The sequence below is a fragment of the Streptomyces sindenensis genome (assembly GCF_014649035.1).
GTDB classification, from domain to species: domain Bacteria; phylum Actinomycetota; class Actinomycetes; order Streptomycetales; family Streptomycetaceae; genus Streptomyces; species Streptomyces sindenensis.
The window spans coordinates 113,930-140,838 of sequence record NZ_BMSG01000008.1 but is presented as its reverse complement, the minus strand read 5'-3'; the positions used below and the strand labels follow the sequence as shown (position 1 = coordinate 140,838).

Sequence of the window (26,909 nt, the reverse complement as noted above, 5' to 3'; positions counted from 1 at the left end):
CTCCCGGCGCTGGGAGCCGGTCCCCGCCCCGAGCTGAGGAAGCGGGGTCAGGAGGCGGCGCGGCGGGCGAGGCCGAGCGCGTACTCCGGCCACCAGTCGCCGGCCGGCGGGCCGCCGCGGCAGGTGCCGTCGGAGTCGCCCGGCCGCTTGATCCACAGATAGGCGTCGAGTCGCTCGTCGCCGGTGTCGGTGGTCGGGGGCGTGCCGAGCCCCCGGCCCGGCGGATTGCACCAGGCTTCCTCACGGCCCCCGGACAGGGGGCCGTTGCCGTTGCGGCTGCTGTCGATGACGAAGTGCGAGCCGCCCACCGCGTCGGAGAGCTGCTCGGCGTACGTCTTCACGCTGTCGTTCGACTGGAAGTTGGAGACGTTCAGCGAGAAGCCGTCGGCCCGCTCGACGCCCGCCTCCCGCAGCGGCTGCGCCATCTTGGCCGGCTCGTCGATCCAGTCCGGGTTGCCCGCGTCCAGGTAGACCTTGGTGTCCGGGAGGGCCTTGAGGGTCTCCACCGCCTCGGAGAGCAGCTGGTAGCGCTCGGCGTGGTGCTCGGGCGGGGTGCAGCCGTCCGTGATGTGGGGGAGGGCGTCCGGCTCCAGGATCACGATGGCGGGCGCGTCCCCGACGGCGCCCGCGAACTCCCCGATCCAGGAACGGTAGGCGTCCGCGTCCTTCGCGCCGCCCGCGGAGTACAGGCCGCAGTCGCGGTGCGGGATGTTGTACGCCACGAGCACCACGGTCTTCTTCGTCCGGGCGGCGGACCGCACGGCGGACCGGATCCCCGGGGCCGGGTCGTCCCACGCGGGCCAGTCGGCCACCGGCCGCTCGGAGATCCGCCGGAGCATCTTCGCCTCCGCGTCGCGCCCCTCCTTCTCCCAGGCCCGCACCTGGCGGGCCGCGTCACTGTCCGGGTCGACCCAGAACGGGGAGGCCGCACTCGGGGCGGGCTCCCCCCGGACGAGCCCGTCCCCCTCCTCGGCGGCCCCGGTGACGCGCGGTTGGGGCGTCGAGCACCCCGCGGTGAGGGCGGCCGCCAGGGCGAGGGCGGCCAGGACGCGGACGGTACGGGGGAGAGCGCGCGGGACGATGCTGCGGCCGGACATCCAGACCCCTTGGGCGGCGGTGGCTGACGGACACGGAAACACGAGGAAACAAGGGCAATCGTGACATAATGGTTACAGGGAGTGGTGGCACGACACCGTCCGTGACGCGTCTGTACGCAGCCCCGCTAAACCTGTGCCGCGCATACGCCCCTGTCCGCGGAACGCGTGACGCCGCTAGGTCCTGTCGTCATCCGCCGTCGCACGGCGGGCGGCAGTCCGACGACGGGACCCCGGGCACGCCGGGGCCGTGGCGTTCCGCCCCGACGCCGGCCGGCGCGCCCTCACTCCGAGCCGGCCAGCGCGATCCCCAGCGGTGTGCGCTCGTACAGCACCTGGTGCCCGTAGCGCCGCGAGGTCAGCAGCCCCGCCCCGCGCAGCACGGACAGGTGGGCCGACACGGACGATGCGGCCAGGCCCAGCCGGTGCGCCAGCGCGCTCGTCCCGGCCGGTTCGTCCAGCGCGCACAGCACATCCGCCCGCGCCCGGCCCAGCAGCCGGGCGAGGGCCTCCGGTGTCCGCTCCCCGGTCTCGCTCCACAGCCCGCCGATCCCGCGCGCCGGGTAGATCAGTCCGGGCTGCCAGGGCTCCAGGTGGCCGCCGACCACCTCGGGCCAGACGAAGACGCTCGGCATCAGCACCAGCCCCTGGCCGCCGAGCACCTGGTGGTGGTCGCCCCGCGTGCCCTTCACGGTGAGCGTCGAACCGTTCCAGCTCAGCTGGGTGCTCATCTCGCCCAGCAGCCCCTCCAGGCCGCTGTCCGCCAGCCGGCGGGAGTGGTAGGCGATGTCCGCCTCCAGCAGGGCCCGCAGCCGGGGCCAGTACGGCTCGATCAGGGTCCGCCAGACCTGCTCCAGCAGATCGGCGAGCTCGTGCACGGCCCGGGCCGGATCGGCCAGCAGGCGCCGGCCCGTCGCGGACTCCCGGGCGCCGGGCCGTTCCGCCAGCGCCAGCGCCATGTCCGCCCACGCCACCTCCGGGTCGACCGCCCGGACGCCCGCGATCTCCTCGTCGAAGGTGGCGAACGGGCCGATCGGCGGCGGGCAGATGAAGTCCGGGTTGTGGCCGCCGTCCGGCATCAGCAGCCACAGCGGCTCCAGGTCCAGGGCCGCGGCCGCCTCCCGGATCCGGCGGAGCCAGGGCAGGTGGTAGCCGTGCCGGTGGCGACGGGCCAGGGTGCGCACGGCCTCCTGGGTCTCGAACAACGGCGACAGGGCGAACCGGCAGCGCAGCAGGTCGCTCTCGCCGAAGTGCAGCTGGAACGGCATGCCTCCCCCTCCGCCGCGAAGCCTTCGCGGGCCTCGACATTCGGCCTGAGCCGAAAGTCTACGGAGGATGGCTACCGCGGCCCCAGTCTCGTCCCATGCCGACCGACAGCCCCGCCCCGGCGGACACACCCCGTACCCCGCCCGCCCCGGCGGCGCAGATCCCGGCTCCGCCCCCGGAGCGTGCCGCCCACCCCGACCCGGGCTCCGGGCCCACGCTTCGGGGCTCCGACGCCCCGGACTCCGCGCCCGCCACCCCGCGCGGCTACCGCGCGGTCTTCGCCGTCGCCGAGTTCCGGGCCGTTTTCGCCGCCCATCTGCTCTCGCTGCTCGGCGTCGTCGTCAGCGAGCTGGCGCTCACCGTGCTCGTCTACGACCTGACCGGCTCCCCGCTGCTCAGCGCGCTGACGTTCGCGCTGGGCCTGCTCCCGTACATCGTCGGCGGCACCCTCTTCGCCGGGGTGGCCGACCGCTACCCGGCCCGCCGCGTCCTGGTCGTCTGCGATCTGCTCTGCGCGGCGTGCGTCGCCGTGATGCTGGTGCCCGCCACCCCGGTCGCCGGACTCCTCGCGCTGCGCTGCCTGGTCGCCGCGATCGCGCCCGTCTTCACCGGGACCCGGATGGCGGCGCTCACCGACATCCTCGGCGAGGGCGACCTCTATGTCCTGGGCCGTTCCCTCCTGCGGATCGTCTCGCAGAGCGCGATGCTCATCGGGTTCGGAACCGGCGGGGTGCTGCTCACCGTGCTGTCCCCGCGCGGCGCGATCACCGTCACCGTGGTGACCTTCCTCTGCTCGGCCGCCCTCCTGCGCTTCGGAACCCGGGACCGCCCCGCCCGCGCCACCACCGGCGACGGCGGCGGGACGCTCCTCAAGGAGTCGCTCTCGGGCGCCCGCCTGATCCTGGGCGACCGCCGCATCCGCGCCCTGATGCTGCTGTTCTGGCTCCCCGCGATGTTCGTCGTGGCCCCCGAGGCGCTCGCCGCCCCCTACGCCGACGCGATCAAGGCTTCGCCCGCCGCGCTCGGGCTGCTGCTCTGCGCGATGGCCGTCGGGCACATCGGGGCCGAACTGTTCGTGGGGTCCGCGCTCAGCCCCCGCAACCGCTCCCGGATCGTCCTGCCGGTCGCCGCCGTCGGGCTCCTGCCGCTGCTCGTGTACGCGGTCCGGCCGGGGCTGCCGCTCGCCCTGGCCGCCCTGGCGCTGGCCGGGGCCGGGGCGGCGTACGTCATCGGGCTCGACCAGTGGTTCGTCGACGCCGTGCCCCAGGAGCTGCGCGGCCGGGCCATGACCCTGCTCACCGCCGGGCTGATGACCGTCCAGGGCCTCGGGATGGCGCTGGCGGGGCTCGCGGCCGAGTTCTTCCCGGTCCACCAGGTGGTCGCCGGATCCGGAATCATCGGTACCGTATGCGCGCTCCTGCTCGTCGCCGAGGTCCGCCGGACGGACCCCGGGCAGATGTCCGATACCGAAGGACGAGACGGGGCTGACCGGAATGTGACCAGTCGGTAAGGTCAGTGCCGTGCCGAAGCCGCTCAGCCTTCCCTTCGATCCCATCGCCCGCGCCGACGAGCTCTGGCAGCAGCGCTGGGGCCCCGTGCCCTCGATGGGGGCGATCACCTCGATCATGCGGGCCCAGCAGATCCTGCTCGCCGAGGTGGACGCCGTCGTCAAGCCGTACGGACTGACCTTCGCCCGGTACGAGGCGCTGGTGCTGCTCACCTTCTCCAAGGCCGGTGAACTGCCGATGTCCAAGATCGGCGAGCGGCTGATGGTGCACCCCACCTCGGTCACCAACACCGTGGACCGGCTGGTCAGGTCCGGACTGGTCGACAAGCGGCCCAACCCCAACGACGGCCGCGGCACCCTCGCCTCCATCACGGACAAGGGCCGCGACGTCGTCGAGGCGGCCACCCGGGACCTGGTCGCGGTCGACTTCGGCCTCGGGGTGTACGACTCCGAGGAGTGCGCCGAGATCTTCGCCATGCTGCGCCCCCTGCGGGTCGCGGCCAAGGACTTCGAGGAGAAGTGAGCGCGGCCCCGCGCGCGGGGGCCTCTTCCGCCGGGACGGGGCCCTCTCGCAGGAGGGGTCGCGCGAAGATCGGCCCGGTCGCCCGGTTACGCTCGATGCCATGAAACAGAACGTGCTCACCCGCTACCGGGTGATGGCCTACGTCACCGCCGTCTGGCTGCTCGTCTTCACCGCGGCGATCATCGCGAAGTACGGCTTCGAGACCGGCGACACCATGCTGATCTCCCAGATCCACGGCGTGCTGTTCATCGTCTACGTCGTCTTCGCCTTCGATCTCGGCTCCAAGGCGAAGTGGCCCTTCGGCAAGCTCCTGTGGGTGCTGGCCGCGGGCTGCATCCCCTTCGCCTCGTTCTTCGTCGAACCGAAGGTCAGCCGCGAGGCCCGCGCCCTGGTCACCGACCCGGCGCCGGCCCCCGCGAAGGCCTGAGGCCAGGGCTTTTGGATCACCCGAACCGCCCCGCGCGCAAAGCGCCGGGCGGTTTGCCATCGACATTTACTAGGACGTCCTAGTAAATTTGAAGCATGGACGCTGACGCGATCGAGGAAGGCCGCCTCCGCTGGCAGGCCCGTTACGACAAGGCCCGCAAGCGTGACGCGGACTTCACCACGCTCTCCGGGGACCCGGTCGAGCCCGCGTACGGGCCCCGCCCCGGTGACACGTACGAGGGATTCGAGCGGATCGGCTGGCCGGGAGAGTACCCCTTCACCCGGGGCCTGCACCCCACCGGCTACCGCGGCCGCACGTGGACGATCCGCCAGTTCGCCGGCTTCGGCAACGCCCGGCAGACCAACGAGCGCTACAAGATGATCCTCGCGGCCGGCGGCGGCGGCCTCAGCGTCGCCTTCGACATGCCGACGCTGATGGGCCGCGACTCTGACGACCCGCGCTCGCTCGGCGAGGTCGGCCACTGCGGGGTCGCCATCGACTCCGCCGCCGACATGGAGATCCTCTTCGGTGACATCCCCCTCGGCGATGTCACCACCTCGATGACGATCAGCGGCCCGGCCGTCCCCGTCTTCTGCATGTACCTGGTCGCCGCCGAGCGCCAGGGCGTCGACCCGGGCGTGCTCAACGGCACCCTCCAGACCGACATCTTCAAGGAGTACATCGCGCAGAAGGAGTGGCTCTTCCAGCCCGAGCCCCACCTGCGCCTCATCGGCGACCTGATGGAGCACTGCGCCGCCTCCATCCCCGCCTACAAGCCGCTCTCCGTCTCCGGCTACCACATCCGCGAGGCCGGAGCCACGGCCGCGCAGGAGCTGGCGTACACGCTGGCCGACGGCTTCGGCTACGTGGAGCTCGGCCTCTCGCGCGGTCTCGACGTCGACACCTTCGCCCCCGGCCTCTCCTTCTTCTTCGACGCCCACCTCGACTTCTTCGAGGAGATCGCCAAGTTCCGCGCCGCCCGCCGCATCTGGGCCCGCTGGATGAAGGAGACGTACGGCGCCAAGACCGACAAGGCCCAGTGGCTGCGCTTCCACACCCAGACCGCCGGGGTCTCCCTCACCGCGCAGCAGCCGTACAACAACGTCGTACGGACGGCCGTCGAAGCCCTCTCCGCCGTCCTCGGCGGCACGAACTCGCTGCACACCAACGCCCTCGACGAGACCCTCGCCCTCCCCTCCGAGCAGGCCGCCGAGATCGCCCTGCGCACCCAGCAGGTGCTGATGGAGGAGACCGGCGTCGCCAATGTGGCCGACCCGCTGGGCGGCTCCTGGTACGTCGAGCAGCTCACCGACCGGATCGAGGCCGAGGCCGAGAAGATCTTCGACCAGATCAGGGAGCGCGGCACCCGGGCCCACCCCGACGGGCAGCACCCCATCGGGCCGATGACCTCCGGCATCCTGCGCGGCATCGAGGACGGCTGGTTCACCGGCGAGATCGCCGAGTCCGCCTTCCAGTACCAGCGCGCCCTGGAGAAGGGCGACAAGCGGGTCGTCGGCGTCAACGTCCACCACGGCTCGGTCACCGGCGACCTGGAGATCCTCCGGGTCAGCCACGAGGTCGAGCGCGACCAGGTCAGCCAGCTCGCCGACCGCAAGGCCGCCCGCGACGACGCCAAGGTCGCGGCCGCGCTGGACGCGATGCTCGCCGCCGCCCGCGACGGCTCGAACATGATCGCGCCGATGCTCGACGCCGTCCGGGCCGAGGCCACGCTCGGCGAGATCTGCGGCGTGCTGCGCGACGAGTGGGGCGTCTACACGGAGCCGCCGGGCTTCTAGGCGTCGGCGCGGGAGAGACCGCGGCGCACGGTGGAGCCGTCGCATCAGGTGACCACTGACGTCCGGTGACGTGTGGGGCCGGACCAGCGCTCGGCCGGGGTTTCCCGGCCGAGCGCTTCGTCGTGCGTCCGGCTGCCGGGAGCGTACGCAGGCCGGGGTGCGCGGGATACCCCCTTTTCTGGTGGGTACCCCGGTCTCCGACCGGCTGCTTTGGTTGCCTCCATTGGTCGCTCACCCGCTGTCTTCCGCCTGACTTCCGCTCGACGCGGAGCCGCGCCGGCCCGGTGGTCTCGGACGTGGTCGCGGGACGGTGCGGCGGTGGGCATGGAACAGAAAGGGGAGGCATTCCTGTGCAGTTCTCACCGAAGGTGATCGCCACCGCCCTCGCGGCGGCCGTCGCCCTGGGGGCCGGTGTCGTCAGCACCGCTCAGGCGTCCGCGGCGCGGACGGCCCCGCCGGCCGCCGTGGCGGTCAAGAAGGCCGCATCGGCGGAGGAGGACGGCCGCGCCCTGTTCGGCGGCCTGGTCTTCACCCAGGGACGGGTGGCCGACAGCCTCATCGCGGGCGGCTACTACCGCAGTTCGAAGAAGACGTTGCAGGAGAACCGCAGCGTCAAGTCCGTGACCGCGGTCCGCAAGCTGATGGACGCCATGGAGAAGCGCGAGCCGGGCTTCTTCGCCGGGCTCTCCGCCGACCTCCGCAGCGGCGACCCCCGACGGGTCGAAGCCGCACTGGACCACACCTCGGCGCTTCTCAAGAACCACGTCAAGGTCATCGAGAAGAGCGGGGACGGCAGCACCGGGGCGTGTGTCGCCGTCGTCGTCGCGGTGAACGTCGCGGTGGTCGGCAACGTCGTCGCCGTCTACAACGCCGAGGTGGCGTGGGACGTCCAGCACTTCTGGATGGAGCAGCGGCCGATGCTGTCGGCGGAGGAGAGCATCGCCCTCCTGACGACGCTTCTGAAGGGCGCCTGACGGCGGCGGGGTGTCCGGAGCCGGCTCCTCGGCCCGGACACCCCGCCGGGCCGACGCGTCAGCCGTCCCGCACCGTTCTTCCCCGGCGCCCCGGTGCCGGGGAAGAACGGTGCCCGCGTCGAGCGACGAGCGAAGGAAGACCTCGTATGAACTGGCCAGCGAGCGGCCGCCGGTGGGCCCGGCTGTCGGTCTCCCCGCCCCGTACCCGTAGCGTCCCGCGGTCCCTGGCGACCGGAGTCACCGCGGTGTGGGCGGTGCTCCTGCTGTATGTGGTGCAGACGCAACTGCCGGACAACGCAGTGAAGTTGCCGGGACAGGGTTCGGTGGAACCCGCGACGCGGACCGTGGTCCCGCAAGGGTGGGCGTTCTTCACCAAGTCCCCGAGGGAGACGGACATGGACCCCTACGGCCTGGTCGACGGAGCCTGGCGCAGCCTGCGGGCGGGCCGGCACGCCGAGTACGGCTTCAACCGGGAGTCGCGAGCCCAGGGCCTGGAGACCGGCCTGCTGTTCTACCAGGTCCAGGACAGCGAACCCTTCGCGTGCGAACGCCGTGCGCTGACGGACTGCCTCGACCGCGCGAGCGCGGACGTCACCCCGGTGGGCAACCCGTCACCGTCGCCCACCCTGTGCGGCCGGGTCGCGCTGGTCGACCAGCTGCCCGTTCCGTACGCCTGGCGCGACTTCTACGCGGAGACCCACACACCGAAGAGCGTGCGGGTCCTGGAGGTGAAGTGCGGATGAGATCCTTCCCGTCGCCGTGGACCAACGTCTACGGACTGGCACGCACGCTGGTGGCGCTCGCCACGTCGGGCACCCTTCTGTGGAGCGGTTCCGACACCCTCTTCCGCCCGTCCGCGGGCCGCGACGACCTCGTGGGCTGCGACGGCCTGCGGTCGATCGGCCTGTTCTGCCACGTTCCCGAGCAGCGGTTGGACGTGGCGCGCCTGGTGTGCGTGGCGGTCCTGCTCGTCGTCGCGTCCGGTTGGCGGCCCAGGTGGACGGCGCTGCCGCACCTGTGGATCACCTACAGCGTCTGGGCCAACATCGCCATCCCCGACGGCGGCGATCAGATCGCGTGCAACCTCGCCGTCCTCCTCGCCCTCGCGGCCCTCGGCGATCCCCGGCGCCGGCACTGGGACGATCCGCCGGAGGAGCGGACAGGCTCGGTACCCTCGCAGGTCACGGCCTTCGCCTGTTGCTCCGCCCTGTTCGTGGCTCAGTTGCAGATGTCATTCCTGTACTTCCAGGCCTGCGTCGCGAAGCTCCCCCACACGGAGTGGGCGGACGGAACCGCGATGTGGTACTGGACCAACAACCTCGCTTTCGGCGCTCCCGGGTGGCTCCATCCGGTGGTGGATGCCGTCGTCCGGCAGCCTCTGGGGGTCGCGGCTCTGACCTGGGTGCCCCTGTTCATCGAACTGGGCCTCGCCCTGGCCCTCCTGCTGCCGCGGCGTGGCCGCCTGTACCTGCTGGCGGCCGGCTTCCTCTTCCACCTCTCCATCGCGCTGATGATGGGGCTGTGGAGCTTCGCGTTCGCCATGTGGGCGGGGCTCGTCCTCCTCTGCCTCCCGCTGGGCGCGCATCTGCGCGCCGGACCACGTGCGCAGAGCCTCACCCCGCCTGGGCGCCCGCCAGCCCCAGCAGCAGCAGCGAGGTGAAGCCGCTCGCCCACTCGGCGTCCACCGGCTCCGCGCTGACCAGCGTCCGGTGCACCACCGCTCCGGCGATCACGTCGAAGATCAGGTCCGCGTTGCGGGCGGCGGCCGACGCGTCGTCCTCGTACCGCAGTTCGCCACGGGCCTGGGCGCGCTCCCGGCCCAGCAGGACCAGCCGCTTCTGCCGGTCCACGATGGCCGAGCGGATCCGGTGGCGCAGCGAGTCGTCACGGGTGGACTCGGCGACCACGGCCATCAGTGCCGTACGGGCCTCCGGCCGCTCCAGCAGCGCGGCGAACTGGAGCACGACGCCCTGCACATCGGCGGCCAGGCTGCCCCGGTCGGGCAGGTCCAGCTCGTCGAAGAGCACCGCGACCGCGTCCACGACCAGTTCGTTCTTGCCCGCCCAGCGCCGGTAGAGGGTTGTCTTGGCGACCCCGGCCCGGGTGGCCACATCGCTCATCGTCAGCTTCGACCAGCCGAGATCGACCAGGGACGCCCGCGTCGCCTCAAGGATCGCGGCATCGGCCGCGGTGCTGCGCGGACGTCCTGTTCGGGTGGCTTTGGGGTCGGTGTCGCTCATGATGCCGCGACCATACCGGTCGGTAGGGAGAACGGTTGTGCTCCGGTGCCCGTGAGACAGATCACCGGGAGCACCTGTCCCGGCGGGCTGATCGGCAGTTACGCTACGGGTCGTAGCGTAAGGAAGGCGGCCGGTGCCGCCCCGGACGCCACGCAACGCACGAGCGACAGCCACCGGGGCCTCAAGGGGCCCGGGCGCCGGGTGGGGACCCGGGGCCGCACGGACCGGCCGGATGGGGATCCGGCAGGTCCACCAGGGTCTTTCAGGGGCCCGCAGCCGTTTTGGTCCGTACGCTCCCGCATGCCGGCGGGGGCCCCGGGCCGGGCCGGTTCTCGCGCTCGCTTTTCGCGGCGGAGCGCTCTCGGGGGAGGATGTACGTATGCAGCCTAGGAACATGTCCATGAGTGGCGTTGTCGACCTCGCCGCGGTCAAGGCGGCCGGAGAGGCCAAGGCCAAGGCGGAGCAGGCCCGCGCGGAGGCCGCCCGCACCGGGGGCGCCGGCGCCGTGTCGCCCGCCGCCCTGGTGATCGACGTCGATGAAGCCGGTTTCGAGCGCGATGTCCTCCAGCGCTCCGCCGAGGTCCCCGTCGTCATCGACTTCTGGGCCGAGTGGTGCGAGCCGTGCAAGCAGCTGGGGCCCCTGCTGGAGCGCCTGGCCGTCGAGTACAACGGCCGCTTCCTGCTGGCCAAGGTCGACGTCGACGCCAACCAGATGCTGATGCAGCAGTTCGGCATCCAAGGCATTCCGGCCGTTTTCGCCGTCGTCGCCGGGCAGGCCCTCCCGCTCTTCCAGGGCGCCGCCCCCGAAGCCCAGATCCGCGAGACGCTGGACCAGCTGATCCAGGTCGGCGAGGAGCGCTTCGGCCTCACCGGCATCGCCGTCGACCCGGACGCCGGGGCGCCGGGCGCGGCCCCGGCCGAGGTGCCGGCCGGTCCGTACGACGCGCTGCTGGAGGCCGCCGCGTCCGCGCTCGACGCCAATGACTTCCCCGGCGCGATCCAGGCGTACAAGAACGTCCTCGTGGACGACCCGGGCAACCCGGAGGCCAAGCTCGGCCTCGCCCAGGCCGAGCTGCTCGGCCGCGTCCAGGGCATGGACCCGCAGGCGGTCCGCAAGGAGGCGGCGGACAACCCGGGCGATGTGGACGCCCAGATCGCCGCCGCCGATCTCGACCTGGTCGGCGGCCATGTCGAGGACGCCTTCGGCCGGCTCGTCGAGGCGGTCCGCCGCACGGCCGGCGACGACCGCAACACCGCCCGGCTGCGGCTGCTGGAGCTGTTCGAGGTGATCGGCCCGGAGGACCCCAGGGTCACCGCCGCGCGCACCGCGCTGGCCCGCGTCCTGTTCTGACGAGGCCGGCTCCTCGCGCCGGACGAGCCCGATTGTGCCGATGTGACAAGGCGGCCGCACTGTCCACCGGGCGGTGCGGCCGTTTTGCCGTCCGGGTGCCGAAGAAGGGCGCCGGACGCCTTCGCTTTACCAAATCTTGACAAAGATGCAAGCTGTTACTCGCAGTAAGTCCGGTGGGTTGTTCTGTCCCGTTTCCGGGATGTTTTCCGCCATTCCGGTGTCCCTTTCGTGCCACCGTGCGTCGCCGCTCGACGCCGCCCTGTCGTCCTGTGGTTATCGGGCCGTTACTAGCGAGTAACGATCCCTCTTGTGCCAGGGCCGTGAATGCACCACGATCGGCCACGCTCGGTCCCATACCTTCAGCCCGGTCTCCAGCCGGTGCCCGAGGGTCTGTTGGGTCCCCACCGAGTGGGTCGGCGGCAGAGGCGCCGACCGTGGACAGGGGGGTTCCCGCTCACGGGCGGGGCCTGTCCGACCGGCCGTGCGGAAAGCGCGGCCAGTGGTTGTCGCTCGGGGGTGAACGCCGGTGGATCGGATGCGGGACACGTCTCCGATACGGGCGCTCTCCTTCCCGAGGGCGTAGCACTTCTCCCATCCCAGGACGGGCACGATGCCCGGCCGGAGATGTACGTCCGAGAAGAAGGAGCAAGTATGGGTTCCCAGGTTCGCGGTGGGACGAGATGGAAGCGGTTCGCTCTGGTCATGGTGCCGAGCGTCGCCGCGACGGCCGCGGTGGGCATAGGCCTGGCCCAGGGTGCGCTGGCGGCTTCGTTCAGCGTTTCCGGCCAGAGCTTCAAGGTCAGCACCGACCGTCTTGAGGGCGACAACTTCGTCCAGTACGGCAGCGTCGCGGTCGGCAAGGACATCGAGGGCGACAAGGACCAGGCGCACGCGGTCGCGGTGTCGGGCTTCAGCGACGCCAAGATCACCAACATGTGCCAGTCGGTCGTCACGCCGAAGGTCCCCTTCCTCGGCAACGTCAGCCTCATGCTGAACGCCGGCACCAACCCGGAGAAGCCGGTCGTCGCGACCAACCTCTACCTGGACGTCGCGGAGCTCGACGCCGACGCCGCATTCGAGAACATCGACATCGGTGTCGCGGCCGGCTCGCTGCAGAAGAAGGGCAAGCCGGGGAGCATCGGCATCCAGCCGGGCACCGAGGCCAAGCAGGGCGGATTCGCGCAGCGCGCCGACAAGGCCGTGCTGACCAACGTGAAGCAGACGGCGTGGGCGACCACGGCCGGCACCTTCAAGCTCAGCGACCTGAAGCTGAGGCTGCACACGGGCGTCAAGGAGTGCTTCTAAGCACTCGCCCGGGTGGCCGGAACACCCCCGCGGGTCTTCCGGCCGCCCACCCTTCTCCTTTACGGCAGTACCGGTTCCAGGGAGCTGTTTTCCATGAGCCCCGAGTCCACAGGGCAGAACGAGCACTACCTCCGCGTCGCCCGACGACGCTTCCGCGCCTGGCGGGGCGACCGGCCGTTCTGGGCGGGTCTGTTCACCATCCTCGGCGGTGCGCCCATCGCCTACTTCCCCTACGCCGACCTGCACCTCGGCAACATGACGCTGACGATGTCCACCACCGCCGGCGCCGGTTCCCTGATCATCGGGGTCCTGCTGATCACACTGGGCCTGACGATGTGGTTCCACCACATCGTCCGGGTATTCGCCGGTATCGCGGCCATCCTGCTCGCGCTGATCTCCATACCCGTGGCCAACATCGGTGGCTTCATCATCGGGTTCCTCCTCTCGCTCATCGGCGGAGCCCTGTCCATCTCCTGGGCGCCGGGCCGGCCGGAGGGCGAGGAGGCGCGGGCCGACGAGCGGACCGCCGAGCCGAGAGAGCAGCCGTACGCGGAGCGCCCCGAGGCCGAACTCCAGGGTGCGGCGGCCGTACCGCAGCAGCAGAGCGCCCAGGTTGACACGGCGGCGGACGCCGACGGCGGGAGGCACCGTGCGGGGTGACGACGGACAGCAGACGAACGCCTACCCCGGCGACGGCCTCCGCGAGCGCAAGGGCCCCCGTCACGCGGCCCCCAGGAAGTCGCTGCTGACCAAGCTCCACCTGCCCAGCGGCAAGAAGGCGCTGGCGCTCGCGGCGATGCCGACCGCGGTCTTCGTGGGCATGGGGCTGACCCCCAAGCTCGCCCTGGCCGACGACGGCACCGACATCCCCTTCGCGCCGGGGCCGTGCGTCACCCGGTCCGACGAGCCGAGCGAGAGCGAGTCCCCGAAGGCGACCCCGTCCCCCTCGGCCTCAGCGAAGGACGAGAAGGACGACGCCTCCGGCACGGACGACTCCGCGACCCCGAAGCCCTCGGCGAGCGGTTCCGCGTCCGACCCGGACAAGGACCCGGCGGCCGACGACGCGGAGCCGTCGGCGCAGTCCGCGGAGAAGCCCGCCGAGGAGCCCTCCGCGACCCCGACGCCCACCGAGTCGAAGAACCCCCTCGACCCGCTCGGCATCGGCGACGCCCTCAAGGACCTCTTCGACGGTCCGGACGACCACAACGCCACGGACGGGGCCGAGGAGTCGGCCGACCCGTCCCCGAGCCCCACCACCGAGGCCCCCGAGCCGTCCGCGAAGCCAAAGGACACGGCGAAGGAGCAGACGAAGGACCCGGTCGAGGGCGCGGCCGACAAGGCGGAGGAGACGGCCGACAAGACGGCCGACGCCATCCGCGAGGCGGCCGGGAAGGCCGGCCAGGACGTCGAGGAGCTCGACGAGGACGTCAAGGGACTCGACCCCAAGAAGGACGAGAACATCCCCGACGGCGCCAAGCCCCGCTTCCCGTGCCCCGAGGCCGACCCGGACGCGCTCGCCGCGGCCGAGCTGGAGCCCGGCATCCCGCTGCTCCCCACCGACCCGTGGACGCTGAAGTCGACGCTCCTCACGCTCAACGGTCTCGACTACCACGGCATCGTCGAGGTGAAGAAGGCGGACGGCAGCATCAAGAAGGTGCTGAAGTTCACCGCCAGCTCCATCGACATCAAGGACCTGCACCAGCTGACCGTCGGCCCCGCGGGCACCACGGGCCATGTGAAGTCGCGGCCCGGCTCCACGTCGACGATCCGCAACGGCGAGGTGACGATGTACACGGAGGAGCTGAAGGGCAACCTCTTCGGCCTCATCCCGATCACCTTCAGCCCGCAGACCCCGCCCCCGCTGAACGTCCCCTTCGCCTTCTTCACCAAGGTGACGGTGAAGCAGGCCGGTCAGTTCGGCGGCACGCTCACCGTGCCCGGACTGAAGAACTACCTGGAGGGCGGCAACGGCTGACAGCAGCCCCGCCCGCCTCCCCGATCCCGTCCGGGAGCCGCAAGCCGGTGGCCCGCCCCCCGTCGAACCGAGGGGGCGGGCCACCAGCGTTCTCCCCTTTCTCTCCTGCCACGGCAACCTTTTCGCGAGCGGCGGCAACCAGGGGGCACGGGCCGGGCACCGGCCCGCCCGCCGATCCGACCGAGCGAAGGAAGCACCCACGTGAGCACCAGCAGAGGACGACACCGCAGGACCCGTACGCTCTCGGCCGCCGTGGCCGCCGCCGTCGCCGCGGGAGGCGTGGGCGTGTGGGCGGCCGCGGCCCCCGACGACGCCGGCGCCGCCGGGGCCGTCGTCGTCTCGACCACGGCCCAGCTGGAGAAGGCCTTCGCGGCCGCCGGCCCCGGCACCACCATCCAGCTGCGCGGCGGTACGTACCACCCGGCCAAGACCCTCAAGAGCCAGGCCGACGGGACCGCGCAGCGCCGGATCACCGTCACCGCCCACGGGTCGGAGAAGCCGGTCGTCGACGGGGCGAAGCTGCCCGCGGGGGAGTGGCTGGTCGCGATAGGCGGCGACCACTGGACGCTGTCCGGCCTGACGTTCCGCAACTCGCGTGCCCACGGGGTCGTCGTGACCTCGTCGGTCGGCGGCATCTTCCGCAACCTCACCACCCACGGCAACGGCGACTCCGGCTTCACCCTGCGCGGGGAGGGGACGAGGGACAACCTGATCGAGAACCTGGACTCGTACGGCAACTACGACGCCGGGAACCACGGGCAGAACGCCGACGGCCTCGCCATCAAGTTCGGCTCCGGCACCGGCAACCGGGTCGTCGGCGCGCGGCTCTACAACAACGCCGACGACGGGGTGGACCTCTGGCAGTGGGCGAGCCCCGTGCGGATCGAACGCAGCTGGGCGTACGGGAACGGGGTGAACCGCTGGAAGGACCCCGCCTTCGAGGGCAACGGCAACGGCTTCAAGCTCGGCGGCGGCGGGGCGAGCGCCGCGCACGTCGTCACCGGCAACGCCGCCTGGGACAACAGCAAGCACGGCTTCACGGAGAACAGCAACCCGGGCGCCCTGCGGCTGCACCGCAACACCGCCTACGCCAACGGCGCCTCCGGCTACTACTTCGCCACCTCGCCCTCCCGCCTCTCCCGCAACCTCGCCCTGGACAACGCGACCGGCGCGGCCAAGCTCTCCCCGCGGGTGGTCTCGGCCGCCAACACCTGGGACCCGGGCGTGGCGCGCCCCGCCGGCCTCCGGAACACCGATCCCGCCGGCGCGTACGGGCCCCGCCGGGCGGACGGCTCGCTCCCCGCCACCACCTTCCTGGCCACCGGCACCCCGGACATCGGCGCGGAGATGAAGTAGCCGGTGGGTCGTACGTACGAGTGAGGGGTTCAGGGCATGGCTGACGACGCTTCCGCGGAGTTCCATGACTTCTTCGACCGCCACCACGCCGAACTGGCCCGCCTCGCCCACCTGCTGACGGGCGAGGCGGCCGCCGCCGACGACCTGGCGGCGGACGCGCTGGTGGCGCTCTGGGACCGCTGGGACCGGGTCCGCGCGGCCGAGCATCCGGTGGCGTACGCCCGTGGGGTCGTCGCCAACATGGCCCGCGGCCGGGCCCGCGCGGCCGTCCGCGAACGTCACCGCATCGCGCTCTTCTGGTCCCGGCGCGGCGACCGGACGGAGGGCCCGGACCTGGCGGCGGTCCTCGATGTGCGGCAGGCGCTCGCGAGGCTGCCCTTCCGCAAGCGGGCCTGTGTGGTGCTGCGGCACGCCTTCGACCTGTCGGAGAAGGACACCGCCCTGGCCCTCGGGATCTCCGTCGGCACGGTGAAGAGCCAGACCTCCAGGGGGATGGCGGAGCTGGAACGGCTGCTGGACGGGCGGACCTCGCTCGAACTCGCGGGAAGGGGAGAACGATGAGCGACCTGCGCGAGGAGTTGCGGGAGGCGGCCCGCTCGCACCGGCCGGACCGGGACCGGATGCTCGCCCGGATCGGGCGGGCCCGCCCGGAGACCCGGGGCGCCCCCGCCCGCCGGACCCGGTTCGCCCGGCCATGGGCGGCCCTCGCCGGGTTCGCCGCCGCCGGGGCGTGTGTGATCGGCGGTTTCGCCGCGGTCCCGGTGGTCCGGGGGTCCGACGGCGTACCGGGCTCGTCCGTCGTCCGGGAGGAGGAACGCCCGCCCGGACAGACGCCCACGGTCCCGGCGCCCCGGCCCTCCGCCCCCACCACGTCGCCACCGGCGCCCCCGGCCCCGGCCGGCACCCCCGAGGCCCCGGCCGCGCCGACGGCCACCCCGTCGGCCGGCGGCAGTACCCCTCCCGCCCGCCGGACCGACGAGGGGGAACGTCCGCCCGCACCCGGCGGCACAGCCCTCTCCACCACCGACGGGCCCCTCTGGGCGGACGGCTCCATCGCCCCCGAGGACAACCCGGACTGGGCCCAGAGCGAGGTCACACTCAAGTCCCGGGAGCCGCTCACCGCGCTCACGGTGGAGCTGTTCGTGGCGCAGAACGGCGGCGTCCGCCCCACCGGGACCTGGCAGACCCGGCCGGGCGGGGACTTCGACCTCTCTGTGCACGAGCGGGACGGCGTCCTCGTCCACCGCTGGACGCTCAGGGCGGGCCGCACGGTCCCGGCCGGGACGCATGTCTTCGCCGGGCAGTACGACCACGCCCCGGGCGGCCGCGACGCCGGACCGGACACGTACCGGGCCACGGCGCGGACGGCCGACGGGACGGCGTACGAGGTCGGCGGCGACTTCGCCCGTACGCCCTGAAACGCCCGAGGGGCGGCGTTCCGGATCGCTCCGGAACGCCGCCCCTCGGGCCGGTCCAGCGGTGGGGCTAGCCCTCGCCGCCGCCCAGGTGGTGCACCCGGACCATGTTGGTGGTGCCGGGGATGCCGGGGGGCGAGCCGGCGGTGATGACCATCGTGTCGCCGTCGCTGTAGCGGTTCAGCTTGAGCAGCTCCGCGTCGACCAGGTCGACCATCGCGTCGGTGTTGTCCACGTGCGGGACGACGTAGGACTCGACGCCCCAGCTCAGGGCGAGCTGGTTGCGGGTGTTCTCGTCCGTGGTGAAGGCCAGGATCGGCTGGGCCACGCGGTAGCGGGAGAGGCGGCGGGCGGTGTCGCCGGACTGGGTGAAGGCGACCAGGGCCTTGCCGTTGAGGAAGTCCGCGATCTCGCAGGCGGCGCGGGCCACCGAACCGCCCTGCGTACGGGGCTTCTTGCCCTGGACCAGCGGCTGGAGGCCCTTGGAGAGCAGCTCCTCCTCGGCGGCGCAGACGATCTTCGACATCGTCTTGACCGTCTCGATCGGGTACGCGCCCACCGACGACTCGGCCGAGAGCATGACCGCGTCCGCGCCGTCCAGGATCGCGTTGGCGACGTCGGACGCCTCGGCGCGGGTCGGCCGCGAGTTGGTGATCATCGACTCCATCATCTGGGTCGCCACGATCACCGGCTTGGCGTTGCGCCGGCACAGCTCCACCAGGCGCTTCTGCACCATCGGGACCTTCTCCAGCGGGTATTCGACGGCCAGGTCGCCACGGGCCACCATCACACCGTCGAACGCCATGACGACGCCCTCCATGTGCTCGACCGCCTGCGGCTTCTCCACCTTGGCGATGACGGGGACCCGGCGGCCCTCCTCGTCCATCACCTTGTGCACGTCCTTGACGTCGTTCGCGTCCCGGACGAAGGAGAGGGCGACCAGGTCGCAGCCCATCCGCAGGGCGAAGCGCAGGTCCTCGACGTCCTTCTCGGACAGGGCCGGGACGTTGACCGCCGCACCGGGCAGGTTGATGCCCTTGTGGTCGGAGATGACACCGCCCTCGATGACGATGGTCTTCACCCGGGGGCCCTCGACCGCGACGACCTTCAGCTCGACGTTGCCGTCGTTGATCAGGATCGGGTCGCCCTTGACGACATCGCCGGGCAGACCCTTGTAGGTCGTGCCGCAGATCGACTTGTCGCCCGGGACGTCCTCGGAGGTGATGGTGAACTCGTCCCCGCGGACCAGCTCGACCGGGCCCTCGGCGAACTTCGCCAGCCGGATCTTGGGGCCCTGGAGGTCGGCGAGCACGCCCACCGCGCGGCCGGTCTCGGCGGCCGCCTGGCGGACACGGTCGTAACGGCCCTGGTGTTCCTCGTGGGAGCCGTGGCTGAAGTTGAAACGGGCCACGCTCATGCCGGCCTCGATCAGAGCGACGAGCTGCTCGTGCGAGTCGACGGCGGGACCGAGGGTACAGACGATTTTGGAACGGCGCATGAGGCGGATCCTATCGGTTTGTTTCGCTGCGGAATATTCCGTCTGGTGGAAGATACAAAGGGGCGCGGGGGTGCTCAGTTGTCGCTCTGCGCCGGGCTGACGGCGTCACCCCGGCTGACCAGCGCGAACGTCTGCTCGGCGATCTCCAGCTCCTCGTCCGTCGGCACCACGGCGACCGCCACCCGGGCGTATTCCGGCGAGATCAACCGCGGCTGACCGGACCGTACGGCGTTGAGCGAGGCGTCGACCGCCATGCCCAGCTCCTCCAGGCCCGCGATGGCAGCTTCCCGCACCGGGGCCGCGTTCTCCCCGACCCCCGCCGTGAACGCCACCGCGTCCACCCGCCCGAGCACCGCCGTGTAGGCGCCGATGTACTTCTTCAGCCGGTGGATGTAGATGTCGAAGGCCAGCGCCGCCCGCTCGTCGCCCTCGTCGATCCGGCGGCGGATCACCCGCATGTCGTTGTCGCCGCACAGGCCGGCCAGACCGCTCCTCTTGTTCAGCAGCACGTCGATCTCGTCGGCGGACATCCCCGCCACCCGCTTCAGGTGGAAGGTGACCGCCGGATCGATGTCCCCGGAGCGCGTACCCATCACGAGCCCTTCCAAAGGCGTCAGCCCCATCGAGGTCTCCACGCACCGCCCGCCCGCGACCGCCGAGGCCGACGCCCCGTTGCCCAGGTGCAGCACGATCACGTTCACCTCCTCGGGGGTCTTCCCCAGCAGCTCGGCCGTCTTCCGCGAGACGTACGCGTGCGAGGTGCCGTGGAAGCCGTAGCGGCGGATCCGGTGCGCGTCGGCGGTCTCCACGTCGATCGCGTACCGCGCGGCCGCCTCCGGCATCGTCGTGTGGAACGCCGTGTCGAACACCGCCACCTGCGGCAGGTCCGGCCGCAGCGCCTGCGCGGTGCGGATGCCGGTGATGTTCGCCGGGTTGTGCAGCGGGGCGACCGGCACGAGCCGCTCGATCTCCTTCAGCACCTCGTCGGTGATCACCGTCGGCGCGCTGAACCGCAGCCCGCCGTGCACCACCCGGTGCCCGATCGCGGCCAGTTCGGGGGAGTCCAGGCCGAGCCCGTCCGCCGCCAGCTCCTCGGCCGCCGCCTTCAGCGCCTCGTCGTGGTCCGCGATCCGGCCCGTACGCTCCCGGGGCTCGGCGCCGCCGCCGGTCAGCGGCGTGTGCGCCAGGCGCGAGGTCTCCTCGCCGATCCGCTCCACCAGACCCGAGGCGAGCCGCGCGCGGTCCCGCATGTCGAGCAGCTGGTACTTCACCGACGAGGAGCCGGAGTTGAGGACGAGGACGCGGTGCGGTTCCACAGGGGCTGCCGTGCTTTCGTGATCGGGGGAGGGGGCGGGGACAGGGGGCGTCGTCATGCGGGGCGCTCCTCGCTCTGCGCCTGGATCGCCGTGATCGCCACCGTGTTGACGATGTCCTGGACGAGCGCGCCGCGCGAGAGGTCGTTGACGGGCTTGCGCAGGCCCTGGAGCACCGGGCCGACCGCCACGGCGCCCGCCGACCGCTGCACGGCCTTGTAGGTGTTGTTGCCGGTGTTCAGGTCCGGGAAGATCAGTACGGTCGCCTGTCCGGCCACCTCCGAATCCGGCAGCTTCGTCGCCGCGACGGACGGCTCGACCGCCGCGTCGTACTGGATCGGCCCCTCCACCCGCAGCTCGGGCCGTTCCGCCCGCACCCGCTCGGTCGCCTCACGCACCTTGTCCACGTCCGCGCCGGAGCCCGAGGTCCCGGTGGAGTACGACAGCATCGCCACGCGCGGCTCCACGCCGAAGCGGGCCGCCGTCACCGCCGACTGCACCGCGATGTCCGCGAGCTGCTCGGCGTCCGGGTCCGGGTTGACCGCGCAGTCGCCGTACACGAGGACCTTGTCGGCCAGGCACATGAAGAAGACGGAGGAGACGATCGACGCGTCCGGCTTCGTCTTGATGATCTCGAACGCCGGGCGGATCGTCGCCGCCGTGGAGTGCACCGACCCGGACACCATCCCGTCGGCCAGCCCCTCCTGCACCATCAGCGTGCCGAAGTAGTTCACGTCCGCCACCACGTCGTACGCCAGCTCCACCGTCACTCCCCGGTGCGCGCGCAGGTGCGCGTACCGCTCGGCGAAGGTCTGCCGCAGCTCCGAGGTGTGCGGGTCGATCAGCTGGGTCCCGGCGAGGTCGAAGCCGAGGTCGGCGGCCTTCTTGCGGATGACGTCCACATCGCCGAGGAGCGTGAGGTCGCAGACGTCCCGGCGCAGCAGCACATCGGCCGCGCGCAGCACCCGCTCCTCGGTGCCCTCCGGCAGCACCACGCGCTTGCGGTCGGAACGCGCCTGCTCCAGCAGCTCGTGCTCGAACATCATCGGCGTGACCCGGGCGCTGCGGGCCACCGAGATCCGGTCGAGCAGCGCCGCCGTGTCCACGTGACGCTCGAACAGGCCGAGGGCGGTCTCCGCCTTGCGCGGGGTCGCCGCGTTCAACTTCCCTTCGAGGGTGAAGAGTTCGGCGGCGGTGGGGAAGGAGCCGCCGGCCACCGACACGACCGGGGTCCCCGGTGCGAGCCGGGCGGCCAGCGTGAGTATCTCCTCGCCGGGCCGCTCGTCCAGGGTCAGCAGCACGCCCGCGATGGGCGGGGTGCCCGCGCTGTGCGCGGCCAGCGAGCCGACCACCAGATCCGCCCGGTCCCCGGGGGTGACCACCACGCAGCCGGGCGTCAGCGCCTTCAGCAGGTTCGGCAGCATCGCCCCGCCGAAGACGAAGTCCAGCGCGTCACGGGCCAGCCCCGAATCGTCGCCGAGCAGCACCGTGCCGTTCAGCGCCGCGGTGATCTGCGCGACCGTCGGGGCCGAGAGCGCCGGGTCGTCCGGCAGGACGGAGACGGGGACGGGCAGCCGGGCCGCGAGCCGCTCCGCTATCGTCGCGCGGTCCCCGGCGGCGACCCGGTTCACCACCATGGCGAGCACGTCGCAGCCGAGACCGGCGTAGGCGCGGTAGGCGTTGCGGGTCTCGGCGCGCACGGACTCCGCGGTCTGCCCCTTGCCGCCGACCACCGCGATGACGGAGGCCCCGAACTCGTTGGCCAGCCGGGCGTTCAGCGCCAGCTCGTCGGGGAGCTGGGTGGCCGCGAAGTCGCTGCCCAGCACGAGGACCGCCTCGTACTCCCTGGCCACCCGGTGGAACCGGTCGACGAGCCGCGAGACCAGCTCGTCGGTGCCCTTCTCCGCCTGCACGGTGGAGGCCTCGTGGTAGTCCAGGCCGTAGACGGTGGCCGGGCTCTGGGAGAGCCGGTAGCGGGCCCGCAGCAGCTCGTAGAGCCGGTCGGGGCCGTCGTGGACCAGCGGGCGGAAGACCCCGACCCGGTCCACCTGACGCGTCAGAAGCTCCATGACTCCCAGCTCGACGACCTGCCGGCCGTCCCCCCGGTCGATCCCGGTCACGTACACGCTCCGCGCCACGCGTGCTCTCCCGTCCATGTTCGGTGCCGCGACCCGCGGGGCGTCCGGACGTGCGGTGCTGCCCCCGTGCCCGCCCGGTGCTCCGCCGGATGCGGCATTGGCCTGCATTGCCTCTTGACGATACCTGCGGGGGCCGCTATATCGCCCGCCGGAGGTCACCGGCGGGCGACGGCCACCGGCCCCGTCTTCCGGGCTCCCCTCCCCACGGGTGCCCGCCCCGGCCCGGCCGAAAGCGCGGGGTCGGTGCTCGGCGTGGGACAATCGTCGCGGTTCAGGGCAGGGGGGCCGCCACGGTCGGCCTCCTGGAAAAGCGCGACTAGCGAGCAGGAGACATACCTCGATGCGCATCGGCATTCTCACCGCGGGCGGCGACTGCCCCGGCCTGAACGCAGTGATCCGGTCGGTCGTCCACCGGGCCGTCGTCGGTCACGGCGACGAGGTCATCGGCTTCGAGGACGGCTTCAAGGGGCTGCTCGACGGCCACTTCCGCCCCCTCGACCTCAACGCGGTCAGCGGCATTCTCGCCCGCGGCGGCACCATCCTCGGCTCGGCCCGCCTGGAGCGCGACCGGCTGCGCGAGGCCGCCGAGAACTGCGAGGAGCTGGCCCGCCGTTACGGCATCGACGCGCTCATCCCGATCGGCGGCGAGGGCACGCTCACCGCGGCCCGCATGCTCTCCGACGCCGGGATGCCGGTCGTCGGCGTCCCGAAGACCATCGACAACGACATCTCCTCCACCGACCGCACGTTCGGGTTCGACACGGCGGTGGGCGTCGCGACCGAGGCCATAGACCGTCTGAAGACCACCGCCGAGTCCCACCAGCGCGTGATGGTCGTCGAGGTCATGGGCCGGCACGCCGGCTGGATCGCGCTGGAGTCCGGGATGGCCGGCGGCGCCCACGGCATCTGCCTGCCCGAGCGCCCCTTCGAGGTCGACGACCTGGTCAAGATGGTCGAGGAACGGTTCGCGCGCGGCAAGAAGTTCGCCGTCATCTGCGTCGCCGAGGGCGCACACCCGGCCGAGGGCTCCATGCCGTACGCCAAGGGCGAGATCGACCAGTACGGCCACGAACGCTTCCAGGGCATCGGCAACCGCCTCGCCATCGAGCTGGAGACCCGGCTCGGCAAGGAGGCCCGGCCGGTCATTCTCGGCCATGTCCAGCGCGGCGGCACGCCCACCGCGTACGACCGGGTGCTCGCCACCCGCTTCGGCTGGCACGCGGTGGAGGCCGTGCACCGCGGTGAGTTCGGCCGGATGACCGCCCTGCGCGGCACCGACATCGCGATGGTCCCGCTCGCCGAGGCCGTCACCCAGCTCAAGCGGGTGCCCACCGACCGCATGGACGAGGCCGAGTCGGTCTTCTAGGACCCCTCACCGGTGAACCGCACGGGCCGCACGGGCGGCCCGTGCGGAGTCATATCCCGGCGGTCCGCCAGAACTGCTCCACCACGCGGGCCAGGAACGCCCGGCCCGCGTCGCCCGTGGATCCGGAGCGCTCCTGGCCCGTGCTGCTCCAGCTGAGCGTCGAGACCATCAGGGCCTGGTAGTCGGTGTGCAGCTGTTCCAGCACGTCCTGGATCAGCGCCCGGTCCAGCGGCACGATCTTGGCCACCGGCCGGACGTACGCCTGCCAGCGCGTGGTGACCGCGCTGCTCAGCAACCCCGCCAGCTCCTCGTCGCGGCCCGTCGCCGTCAGGAACTGGGCCGCCGTCAGCCCCAGCGCCCGGCACAGCGCCGCCGACTGCTTCTCGTTGCCCCGCCAGCGTCCGGACTGCTCCATCCGCAGGTACGAGGCGCCGGTCATCCCCAGTTGCCGGGCCAGCTCGTCCACGGTCAGGTCCCGGGTCATCCGGTGCTCGCGCAAGGTGGCCGCGGCGGCCAGCAGCTCCCCGGGCGCGCACCACAGGACACCGGCGAGGGCGGTCAGCTCGCGTTCCCCGGGGGTCGCGATGCCGCGCTCCCAGGCGATGACGGTCTCTGCGCTGATCCGGAGTCCGTACTGGGCGGCGAGCCCGTAGGCGACATGACCGGGAGCCATGCCCAGTGCCTCGCGGAGACGGCGCGCGGCGGGGGCGTTGAAGGGCGGGGTGGGGTGCACGGGCCCACCGTAGGAGTCCATTTCCGCCCTGGCTACGGTACGTTCCCCACAGAACACGCTTCGTAGGAACCTCCAGCCGCGAACCGCGCGGGCGGTATGGGAAACCCGCCCCACCAGCGCTTTCTTCCCCGCCCCCGGGAGAGCCCTCCAGAGCGTAAAAACTCTCCGGAAAGCGCTTGCCGAACGCTGGTCCTCCGGCTGGTCAGCGCCCGGCGGCCAGCCAGCTGTAGTGCAACTCCGGTCGGCCGACCTGCCCGTAGTGCGGACGCCTCGCGGCGCTGCCGACGGTCACCAGATGCTCCAGATACCGCCGGGCCGTGATCCGGGAGATGCCCAGACGCTCCCCGGCGGCGGCCGCCGTCACCCCTTCCGGGGACTCCTTCAGCACCCGGGTCACCCCCTCCAGCGTCGGTCCGCTGAGCCCCTTGGGCAGCGCGGCCGGATGCGCGACCCGCAGCGCGCCCAGCGCCCGGTCCACCTCCTCCTGACCGCTCGCCTCCCCGGCGACGCCCCGGAACTCCGCGTACCGCACCAGCCGGTCCCGCAGCGTGGGGTACGTGAACGGCTTCAGCACGTACTGCACGACGCCCAGCGACACCCCCTCCCGTACCACCGCCAGATCCCGGGCCGAGGTCACCGCGATCACATCGGCCCCGTGGCCGGAGGCGCGCAGCGAGCGCAGCAGCCCGAGCCCGTGCCCGTCGGGCAGATAGAGATCGAGCAGCAGCAGGTCCACCGGGGTCCGCTCCAGCGCGCGGACCGCCGCCGCCCGGGTGTGCGCCACCGCGCTCACGGTGAACCCCTCCACCCGCTCCACGTACATCTGGTGGGCGTCGGCGGCCACCGGATCGTCCTCCACCACCAGCACCCTGATCACGCCGTGACCTCCTTCACCCGGGCCTCGGCCGCCGGCGTCCCCGCCCTGCGGTCCCCGAGCGGCAGCCGTACGGTGAACCGCGCGCCGCCGTCCGGACCCGCGTCCAGCTCCACCGTGCCCCCGTTGCGGTGCGCCGCCTGCCGGACCAGCGCCAGACCGAGGCCGCGCCCCGCCCCGTGCGTCGACCAGCCCCGCCGGAACACCTCGTCCGCCGCCTCCGGTCCGATGCCCGCCCCGGTGTCCGCGACCCGCAGCAGCAGCTCCCGCTCGTCCGCGAGCGCGGTCACCGTCACCCGGGCCCGCCCCGCCGGACCCCCGGCCGTCCGGGGCCCGGGCACATCGGACCCCGCCTCCTCCGCACTCCCGGGGCCCTCCGACGCGGCGTCCACCGCGTTGTCGATCAGATTGCCCAGAATCGTCACCAGATCCCGCTGGGCCGGCGACGGCGGCAGCGCCCCGTCGTCGATCAGGCTGTCCTCCGCGAGCACCAGCTCCACCCCGCGTTCGTTCGCCTGGGCCGCCTTGCCGAGCAGCAGCGCAGCCAGCACCGGTTCCTCCACCGCCCCCACCACTCGGTCGGTCAGCACCTGGGCCAGCTCCAGCTCCGCCGTCGCGAAGTCCACCGCCTCCTCCACCCGGCCCAGCTCGATCAGCGACACCACGGTGTGCAGCCGGTTCGCCGCCTCGTGGGCCTGGGACCGCAGCGCCTGCGTGAAACCGCGCTCGGAGTCCAGCTCGCCGGTCAGCGCCTGGAGCTCGGTGTGGTCCCGCAGGGTCACCACCGTGCCCCGCTGCTCACCGCCCACCACCGGACGGGTGTTGACCACGATCACCCGGTCCGCCGTGAGGTGCAGCTCGTCCACCCGGGACTCCGACGCCAGCAGCGCCCCGGTCAGCGGTGCGGGCAGGGCCAGCTCGTCGACCGTCCGGCCGACCGCCTCCGCGTCCGGCTCCAGGCCCAGCAGCTCCCGCCCGGCGTCGTTGACCAGCACGATCCGCCGCCGCCCGTCCAGCATCAGCAGCCCCTCGCGCACCGCGTGCAGGGTGGCCTGGTGGTAGTCGTGCAGCCGGCTCAGCTCGGCCGCGTTCATGCCGTGCGTGTGCCGCCGCAGCCGGGCGTTGATCACGTACGTGCCGATCCCGCCGAGGGCCAGCGCCCCGCCAGCCGCCAGCGCGAGGGCGCCGAGCTGCTCCCGTACCTGCGAGGAGACCCGGTCCACGGTGATGCCCGCGCTGACCAGGCCGACGATCCTCCCGTCGTCGCGGATCGGGGTCACCACCCGTATCGAGGGGCCCAGCGTGCCGGTGTACGTCTCGGTGAAGGTCTGCCCGCGCAGGGCCTTCGCCGTGTTGCCGAGGAAGGTGTCCCCGATCTGGCTGGTGTCCGGATGCGTCCAGCGCACCCGTTCGGTGTCCATGATCGTGACGAAGGTGATCCCGGTGTCCTCGCGCACCCGCTCCGCGTACGGCTGGAGCGCGGCGGACGGGTCCGGGGTGCGGATCGCCTCGCGTACGGAGGGGGAATCGGCCACGGCGAGGGCCGCCACCCGCACCTGCCGGGCGGCCGTCTCCTCGGCCTGCGCGCTGCCGGAGACGTACGCGAACACGGCGCACCCGGCCACGACGGCGGCGATGAGCACGACCTGCATGGCGAAGAGCTGGCCCGCCAGGCTGCGGGGACGGGTACGGGGGAGGCGCATACCTCACAGTCTGCCCGGCCCGGCCGGAGGCTCCCAGCGGTCTCCCGGTCGGCCG

Annotated in this window: 24 protein-coding genes; 15 read left to right on the top strand and 9 right to left on the bottom strand. The window is 72.3% G+C overall.

The window, feature by feature from the left end; translation table 11 throughout:
- Window positions 1-47: 47 nt before the first annotated feature.
- Both IE145_RS12405 and IE145_RS12400 read right to left on the bottom strand, forming a co-directional pair.
- Window positions 48-1,097: a glycoside hydrolase family 6 protein gene (locus IE145_RS12405; RefSeq protein WP_189520985.1), complete on the bottom strand. Its 1,050-nt coding sequence runs from the start codon at window positions 1,095-1,097 to the stop codon at window positions 48-50.
- 281 nt (window positions 1,098-1,378) lie between these two features.
- Window positions 1,379-2,362, bottom strand: coding sequence for an ArsR/SmtB family transcription factor (locus tag IE145_RS12400; protein WP_189520984.1), 984 nt, complete (start codon window positions 2,360-2,362; stop codon window positions 1,379-1,381).
- A gap of 95 nt (window positions 2,363-2,457) precedes the next feature.
- Between IE145_RS12400 and IE145_RS12395 the strand changes: the two genes are divergently transcribed.
- The 7 genes from IE145_RS12395 (at window position 2,458) to IE145_RS12365 (ending at window position 9,247) form a co-directional block, all read left to right on the top strand.
- Window positions 2,458-3,870, top strand: coding sequence for an MFS transporter (locus IE145_RS12395; protein WP_189520983.1), 1,413 nt, complete (start codon window positions 2,458-2,460; stop codon window positions 3,868-3,870).
- Between the two features lie 10 nt (window positions 3,871-3,880).
- Window positions 3,881-4,390, top strand: a complete 510-nt coding sequence (locus IE145_RS12390; RefSeq protein ID WP_069736989.1) for a MarR family winged helix-turn-helix transcriptional regulator — start codon at window positions 3,881-3,883, stop codon at window positions 4,388-4,390.
- Window positions 4,391-4,490: 100 nt separating this feature from the next.
- Window positions 4,491-4,817, top strand: a complete 327-nt coding sequence (locus tag IE145_RS12385) for a DUF3817 domain-containing protein (RefSeq protein ID WP_030079230.1) — start codon at window positions 4,491-4,493, stop codon at window positions 4,815-4,817.
- 95 nt (window positions 4,818-4,912) lie between these two features.
- A complete protein-coding gene (gene icmA / locus IE145_RS12380; RefSeq protein ID WP_189520982.1) occupies window positions 4,913-6,613 on the top strand; it encodes a coenzyme B12-dependent isobutyryl-CoA mutase large subunit in 1,701 nt (566 codons plus the stop codon).
- Between the two features lie 350 nt (window positions 6,614-6,963).
- Complete coding sequence (locus IE145_RS12375; protein WP_189520981.1) at window positions 6,964-7,587, top strand: sporulation delaying protein family toxin; 624 nt, start codon at window positions 6,964-6,966, stop codon at window positions 7,585-7,587.
- A 146-nt stretch (window positions 7,588-7,733) separates the two neighbouring features.
- A complete protein-coding gene (locus IE145_RS12370) occupies window positions 7,734-8,330 on the top strand; it encodes an SdpA family antimicrobial peptide system protein (RefSeq protein ID WP_189520980.1) in 597 nt (198 codons plus the stop codon).
- Window positions 8,327-9,247: a sporulation-delaying protein SdpB family protein gene (locus tag IE145_RS12365; protein ID WP_189520979.1), complete on the top strand. Its 921-nt coding sequence runs from the start codon at window positions 8,327-8,329 to the stop codon at window positions 9,245-9,247. Before IE145_RS12370 ends, IE145_RS12365 begins: the two co-directional genes overlap by 4 nt.
- On the opposite strand, the gene IE145_RS12360 is transcribed toward IE145_RS12365, so the two are convergent.
- Window positions 9,201-9,827, bottom strand: a complete 627-nt coding sequence (locus tag IE145_RS12360) for a TetR/AcrR family transcriptional regulator (RefSeq protein ID WP_189520978.1) — start codon at window positions 9,825-9,827, stop codon at window positions 9,201-9,203. The genes IE145_RS12365 and IE145_RS12360 overlap by 47 nt on opposite strands.
- Before the next feature lie 379 nt (window positions 9,828-10,206).
- Here IE145_RS12360 and IE145_RS12355 point away from each other — a divergent pair, with 379 nt between their 5' ends.
- The 7 genes from IE145_RS12355 (at window position 10,207) to IE145_RS12325 (ending at window position 17,232) form a co-directional block, all read left to right on the top strand.
- A complete protein-coding gene (locus IE145_RS12355) occupies window positions 10,207-11,178 on the top strand; it encodes a tetratricopeptide repeat protein (protein WP_189520977.1) in 972 nt (323 codons plus the stop codon).
- A 651-nt stretch (window positions 11,179-11,829) separates the two neighbouring features.
- The gene (locus IE145_RS12350) at window positions 11,830-12,483 is read left to right on the top strand and encodes a DUF6230 family protein (protein ID WP_189520976.1); all 654 of its coding nucleotides are present in this window, start codon (window positions 11,830-11,832) and stop codon (window positions 12,481-12,483) included.
- A 93-nt stretch (window positions 12,484-12,576) separates the two neighbouring features.
- Window positions 12,577-13,143: a DUF6114 domain-containing protein gene (locus IE145_RS12345; RefSeq protein WP_189520975.1), complete on the top strand. Its 567-nt coding sequence runs from the start codon at window positions 12,577-12,579 to the stop codon at window positions 13,141-13,143.
- Window positions 13,133-14,458 (top strand): hypothetical protein, encoded by a 1,326-nt coding sequence (locus IE145_RS12340; protein WP_189520974.1) that lies wholly within the window; start codon window positions 13,133-13,135, stop codon window positions 14,456-14,458. The genes IE145_RS12345 and IE145_RS12340 overlap by 11 nt, the downstream gene beginning before the upstream one ends.
- A 201-nt stretch (window positions 14,459-14,659) precedes the next feature.
- Entirely contained in the window at window positions 14,660-15,814 is a 1,155-nt protein-coding gene (locus tag IE145_RS12335) for a right-handed parallel beta-helix repeat-containing protein (RefSeq protein ID WP_189520973.1), read from the top strand.
- Window positions 15,815-15,850: 36 nt separating this feature from the next.
- A complete protein-coding gene (locus IE145_RS12330; RefSeq protein ID WP_189520972.1) occupies window positions 15,851-16,375 on the top strand; it encodes a SigE family RNA polymerase sigma factor in 525 nt (174 codons plus the stop codon).
- Window positions 16,372-17,232, top strand: coding sequence for a hypothetical protein (locus tag IE145_RS12325; protein WP_189520971.1), 861 nt, complete (start codon window positions 16,372-16,374; stop codon window positions 17,230-17,232). The genes IE145_RS12330 and IE145_RS12325 overlap by 4 nt, the downstream gene beginning before the upstream one ends.
- 67 nt (window positions 17,233-17,299) lie before the next feature.
- On the opposite strand, the gene pyk is transcribed toward IE145_RS12325, so the two are convergent.
- The 3 genes from pyk to pta all read right to left on the bottom strand — a co-directional run bounded on the left by pyk (window position 17,300) and on the right by pta (window position 22,178).
- Window positions 17,300-18,727, bottom strand: coding sequence for a pyruvate kinase (gene pyk, locus IE145_RS12320; protein WP_189520970.1), 1,428 nt, complete (start codon window positions 18,725-18,727; stop codon window positions 17,300-17,302).
- 74 nt (window positions 18,728-18,801) lie between these two features.
- Window positions 18,802-20,043 carry an acetate kinase gene (locus tag IE145_RS12315; RefSeq protein ID WP_189521036.1) on the bottom strand — a complete coding sequence of 414 codons (1,242 nt, stop codon included), beginning with the start codon at window positions 20,041-20,043 and terminating at the stop codon, window positions 18,802-18,804.
- Window positions 20,044-20,096: 53 nt separating this feature from the next.
- Window positions 20,097-22,178 carry a phosphate acetyltransferase gene (pta, locus tag IE145_RS12310; protein ID WP_189520969.1) on the bottom strand — a complete coding sequence of 694 codons (2,082 nt, stop codon included), beginning with the start codon at window positions 22,176-22,178 and terminating at the stop codon, window positions 20,097-20,099.
- 340 nt (window positions 22,179-22,518) lie between these two features.
- On the opposite strand from pta, the gene IE145_RS12305 reads away from it, so the two are divergent.
- Complete coding sequence (locus tag IE145_RS12305; RefSeq protein WP_189520968.1) at window positions 22,519-23,544, top strand: ATP-dependent 6-phosphofructokinase; 1,026 nt, start codon at window positions 22,519-22,521, stop codon at window positions 23,542-23,544.
- Between the two features lie 49 nt (window positions 23,545-23,593).
- Here IE145_RS12305 and IE145_RS12300 read toward each other — a convergent pair whose 3' ends face one another.
- The 3 genes from IE145_RS12300 to IE145_RS12290 all read right to left on the bottom strand — a co-directional run bounded on the left by IE145_RS12300 (window position 23,594) and on the right by IE145_RS12290 (window position 26,854).
- A complete protein-coding gene (locus IE145_RS12300; protein WP_189520967.1) occupies window positions 23,594-24,298 on the bottom strand; it encodes a helix-turn-helix domain-containing protein in 705 nt (234 codons plus the stop codon).
- 181 nt (window positions 24,299-24,479) lie between these two features.
- Window positions 24,480-25,154: a response regulator gene (locus IE145_RS12295; protein ID WP_189520966.1), complete on the bottom strand. Its 675-nt coding sequence runs from the start codon at window positions 25,152-25,154 to the stop codon at window positions 24,480-24,482.
- Entirely contained in the window at window positions 25,151-26,854 is a 1,704-nt protein-coding gene (locus IE145_RS12290; protein ID WP_189520965.1) for a sensor histidine kinase, read from the bottom strand. Before IE145_RS12290 ends, IE145_RS12295 begins: the two co-directional genes overlap by 4 nt.
- Between the last annotated feature and the right edge of the window lie 55 nt (window positions 26,855-26,909).

Bases quoted from the DNA above. Each gene is read 5' to 3' on its own strand.
- IE145_RS12405 (WP_189520985.1), bottom strand. From the start codon at position 1,097: ATGTCCGGCCGCAGCATCGTCCCGCGCGCTCTCCCCCGTACCGTCCGC.
- IE145_RS12400 (WP_189520984.1), bottom strand. From the start codon at position 2,362: ATGCCGTTCCAGCTGCACTTCGGCGAGAGCGACCTGCTGCGCTGCCGG.
- IE145_RS12395 (WP_189520983.1), top strand. From the start codon at position 2,458: ATGCCGACCGACAGCCCCGCCCCGGCGGACACACCCCGTACCCCGCCC.
- IE145_RS12385 (WP_030079230.1), top strand. From the start codon at position 4,491: ATGAAACAGAACGTGCTCACCCGCTACCGGGTGATGGCCTACGTCACC.
- icmA (WP_189520982.1), top strand. From the start codon at position 4,913: ATGGACGCTGACGCGATCGAGGAAGGCCGCCTCCGCTGGCAGGCCCGT.
- IE145_RS12370 (WP_189520980.1), top strand. From the start codon at position 7,734: ATGAACTGGCCAGCGAGCGGCCGCCGGTGGGCCCGGCTGTCGGTCTCC.
- IE145_RS12365 (WP_189520979.1), top strand. From the start codon at position 8,327: ATGAGATCCTTCCCGTCGCCGTGGACCAACGTCTACGGACTGGCACGC.
- IE145_RS12360 (WP_189520978.1), bottom strand. From the start codon at position 9,827: ATGAGCGACACCGACCCCAAAGCCACCCGAACAGGACGTCCGCGCAGC.
- IE145_RS12355 (WP_189520977.1), top strand. From the start codon at position 10,207: ATGCAGCCTAGGAACATGTCCATGAGTGGCGTTGTCGACCTCGCCGCG.
- IE145_RS12350 (WP_189520976.1), top strand. From the start codon at position 11,830: ATGGGTTCCCAGGTTCGCGGTGGGACGAGATGGAAGCGGTTCGCTCTG.
- IE145_RS12345 (WP_189520975.1), top strand. From the start codon at position 12,577: ATGAGCCCCGAGTCCACAGGGCAGAACGAGCACTACCTCCGCGTCGCC.
- IE145_RS12330 (WP_189520972.1), top strand. From the start codon at position 15,851: ATGGCTGACGACGCTTCCGCGGAGTTCCATGACTTCTTCGACCGCCAC.
- IE145_RS12325 (WP_189520971.1), top strand. From the start codon at position 16,372: ATGAGCGACCTGCGCGAGGAGTTGCGGGAGGCGGCCCGCTCGCACCGG.
- pyk (WP_189520970.1), bottom strand. From the start codon at position 18,727: ATGCGCCGTTCCAAAATCGTCTGTACCCTCGGTCCCGCCGTCGACTCG.
- IE145_RS12305 (WP_189520968.1), top strand. From the start codon at position 22,519: ATGCGCATCGGCATTCTCACCGCGGGCGGCGACTGCCCCGGCCTGAAC.
- IE145_RS12300 (WP_189520967.1), bottom strand. From the start codon at position 24,298: ATGGACTCCTACGGTGGGCCCGTGCACCCCACCCCGCCCTTCAACGCC.
- IE145_RS12290 (WP_189520965.1), bottom strand. From the start codon at position 26,854: ATGCGCCTCCCCCGTACCCGTCCCCGCAGCCTGGCGGGCCAGCTCTTC.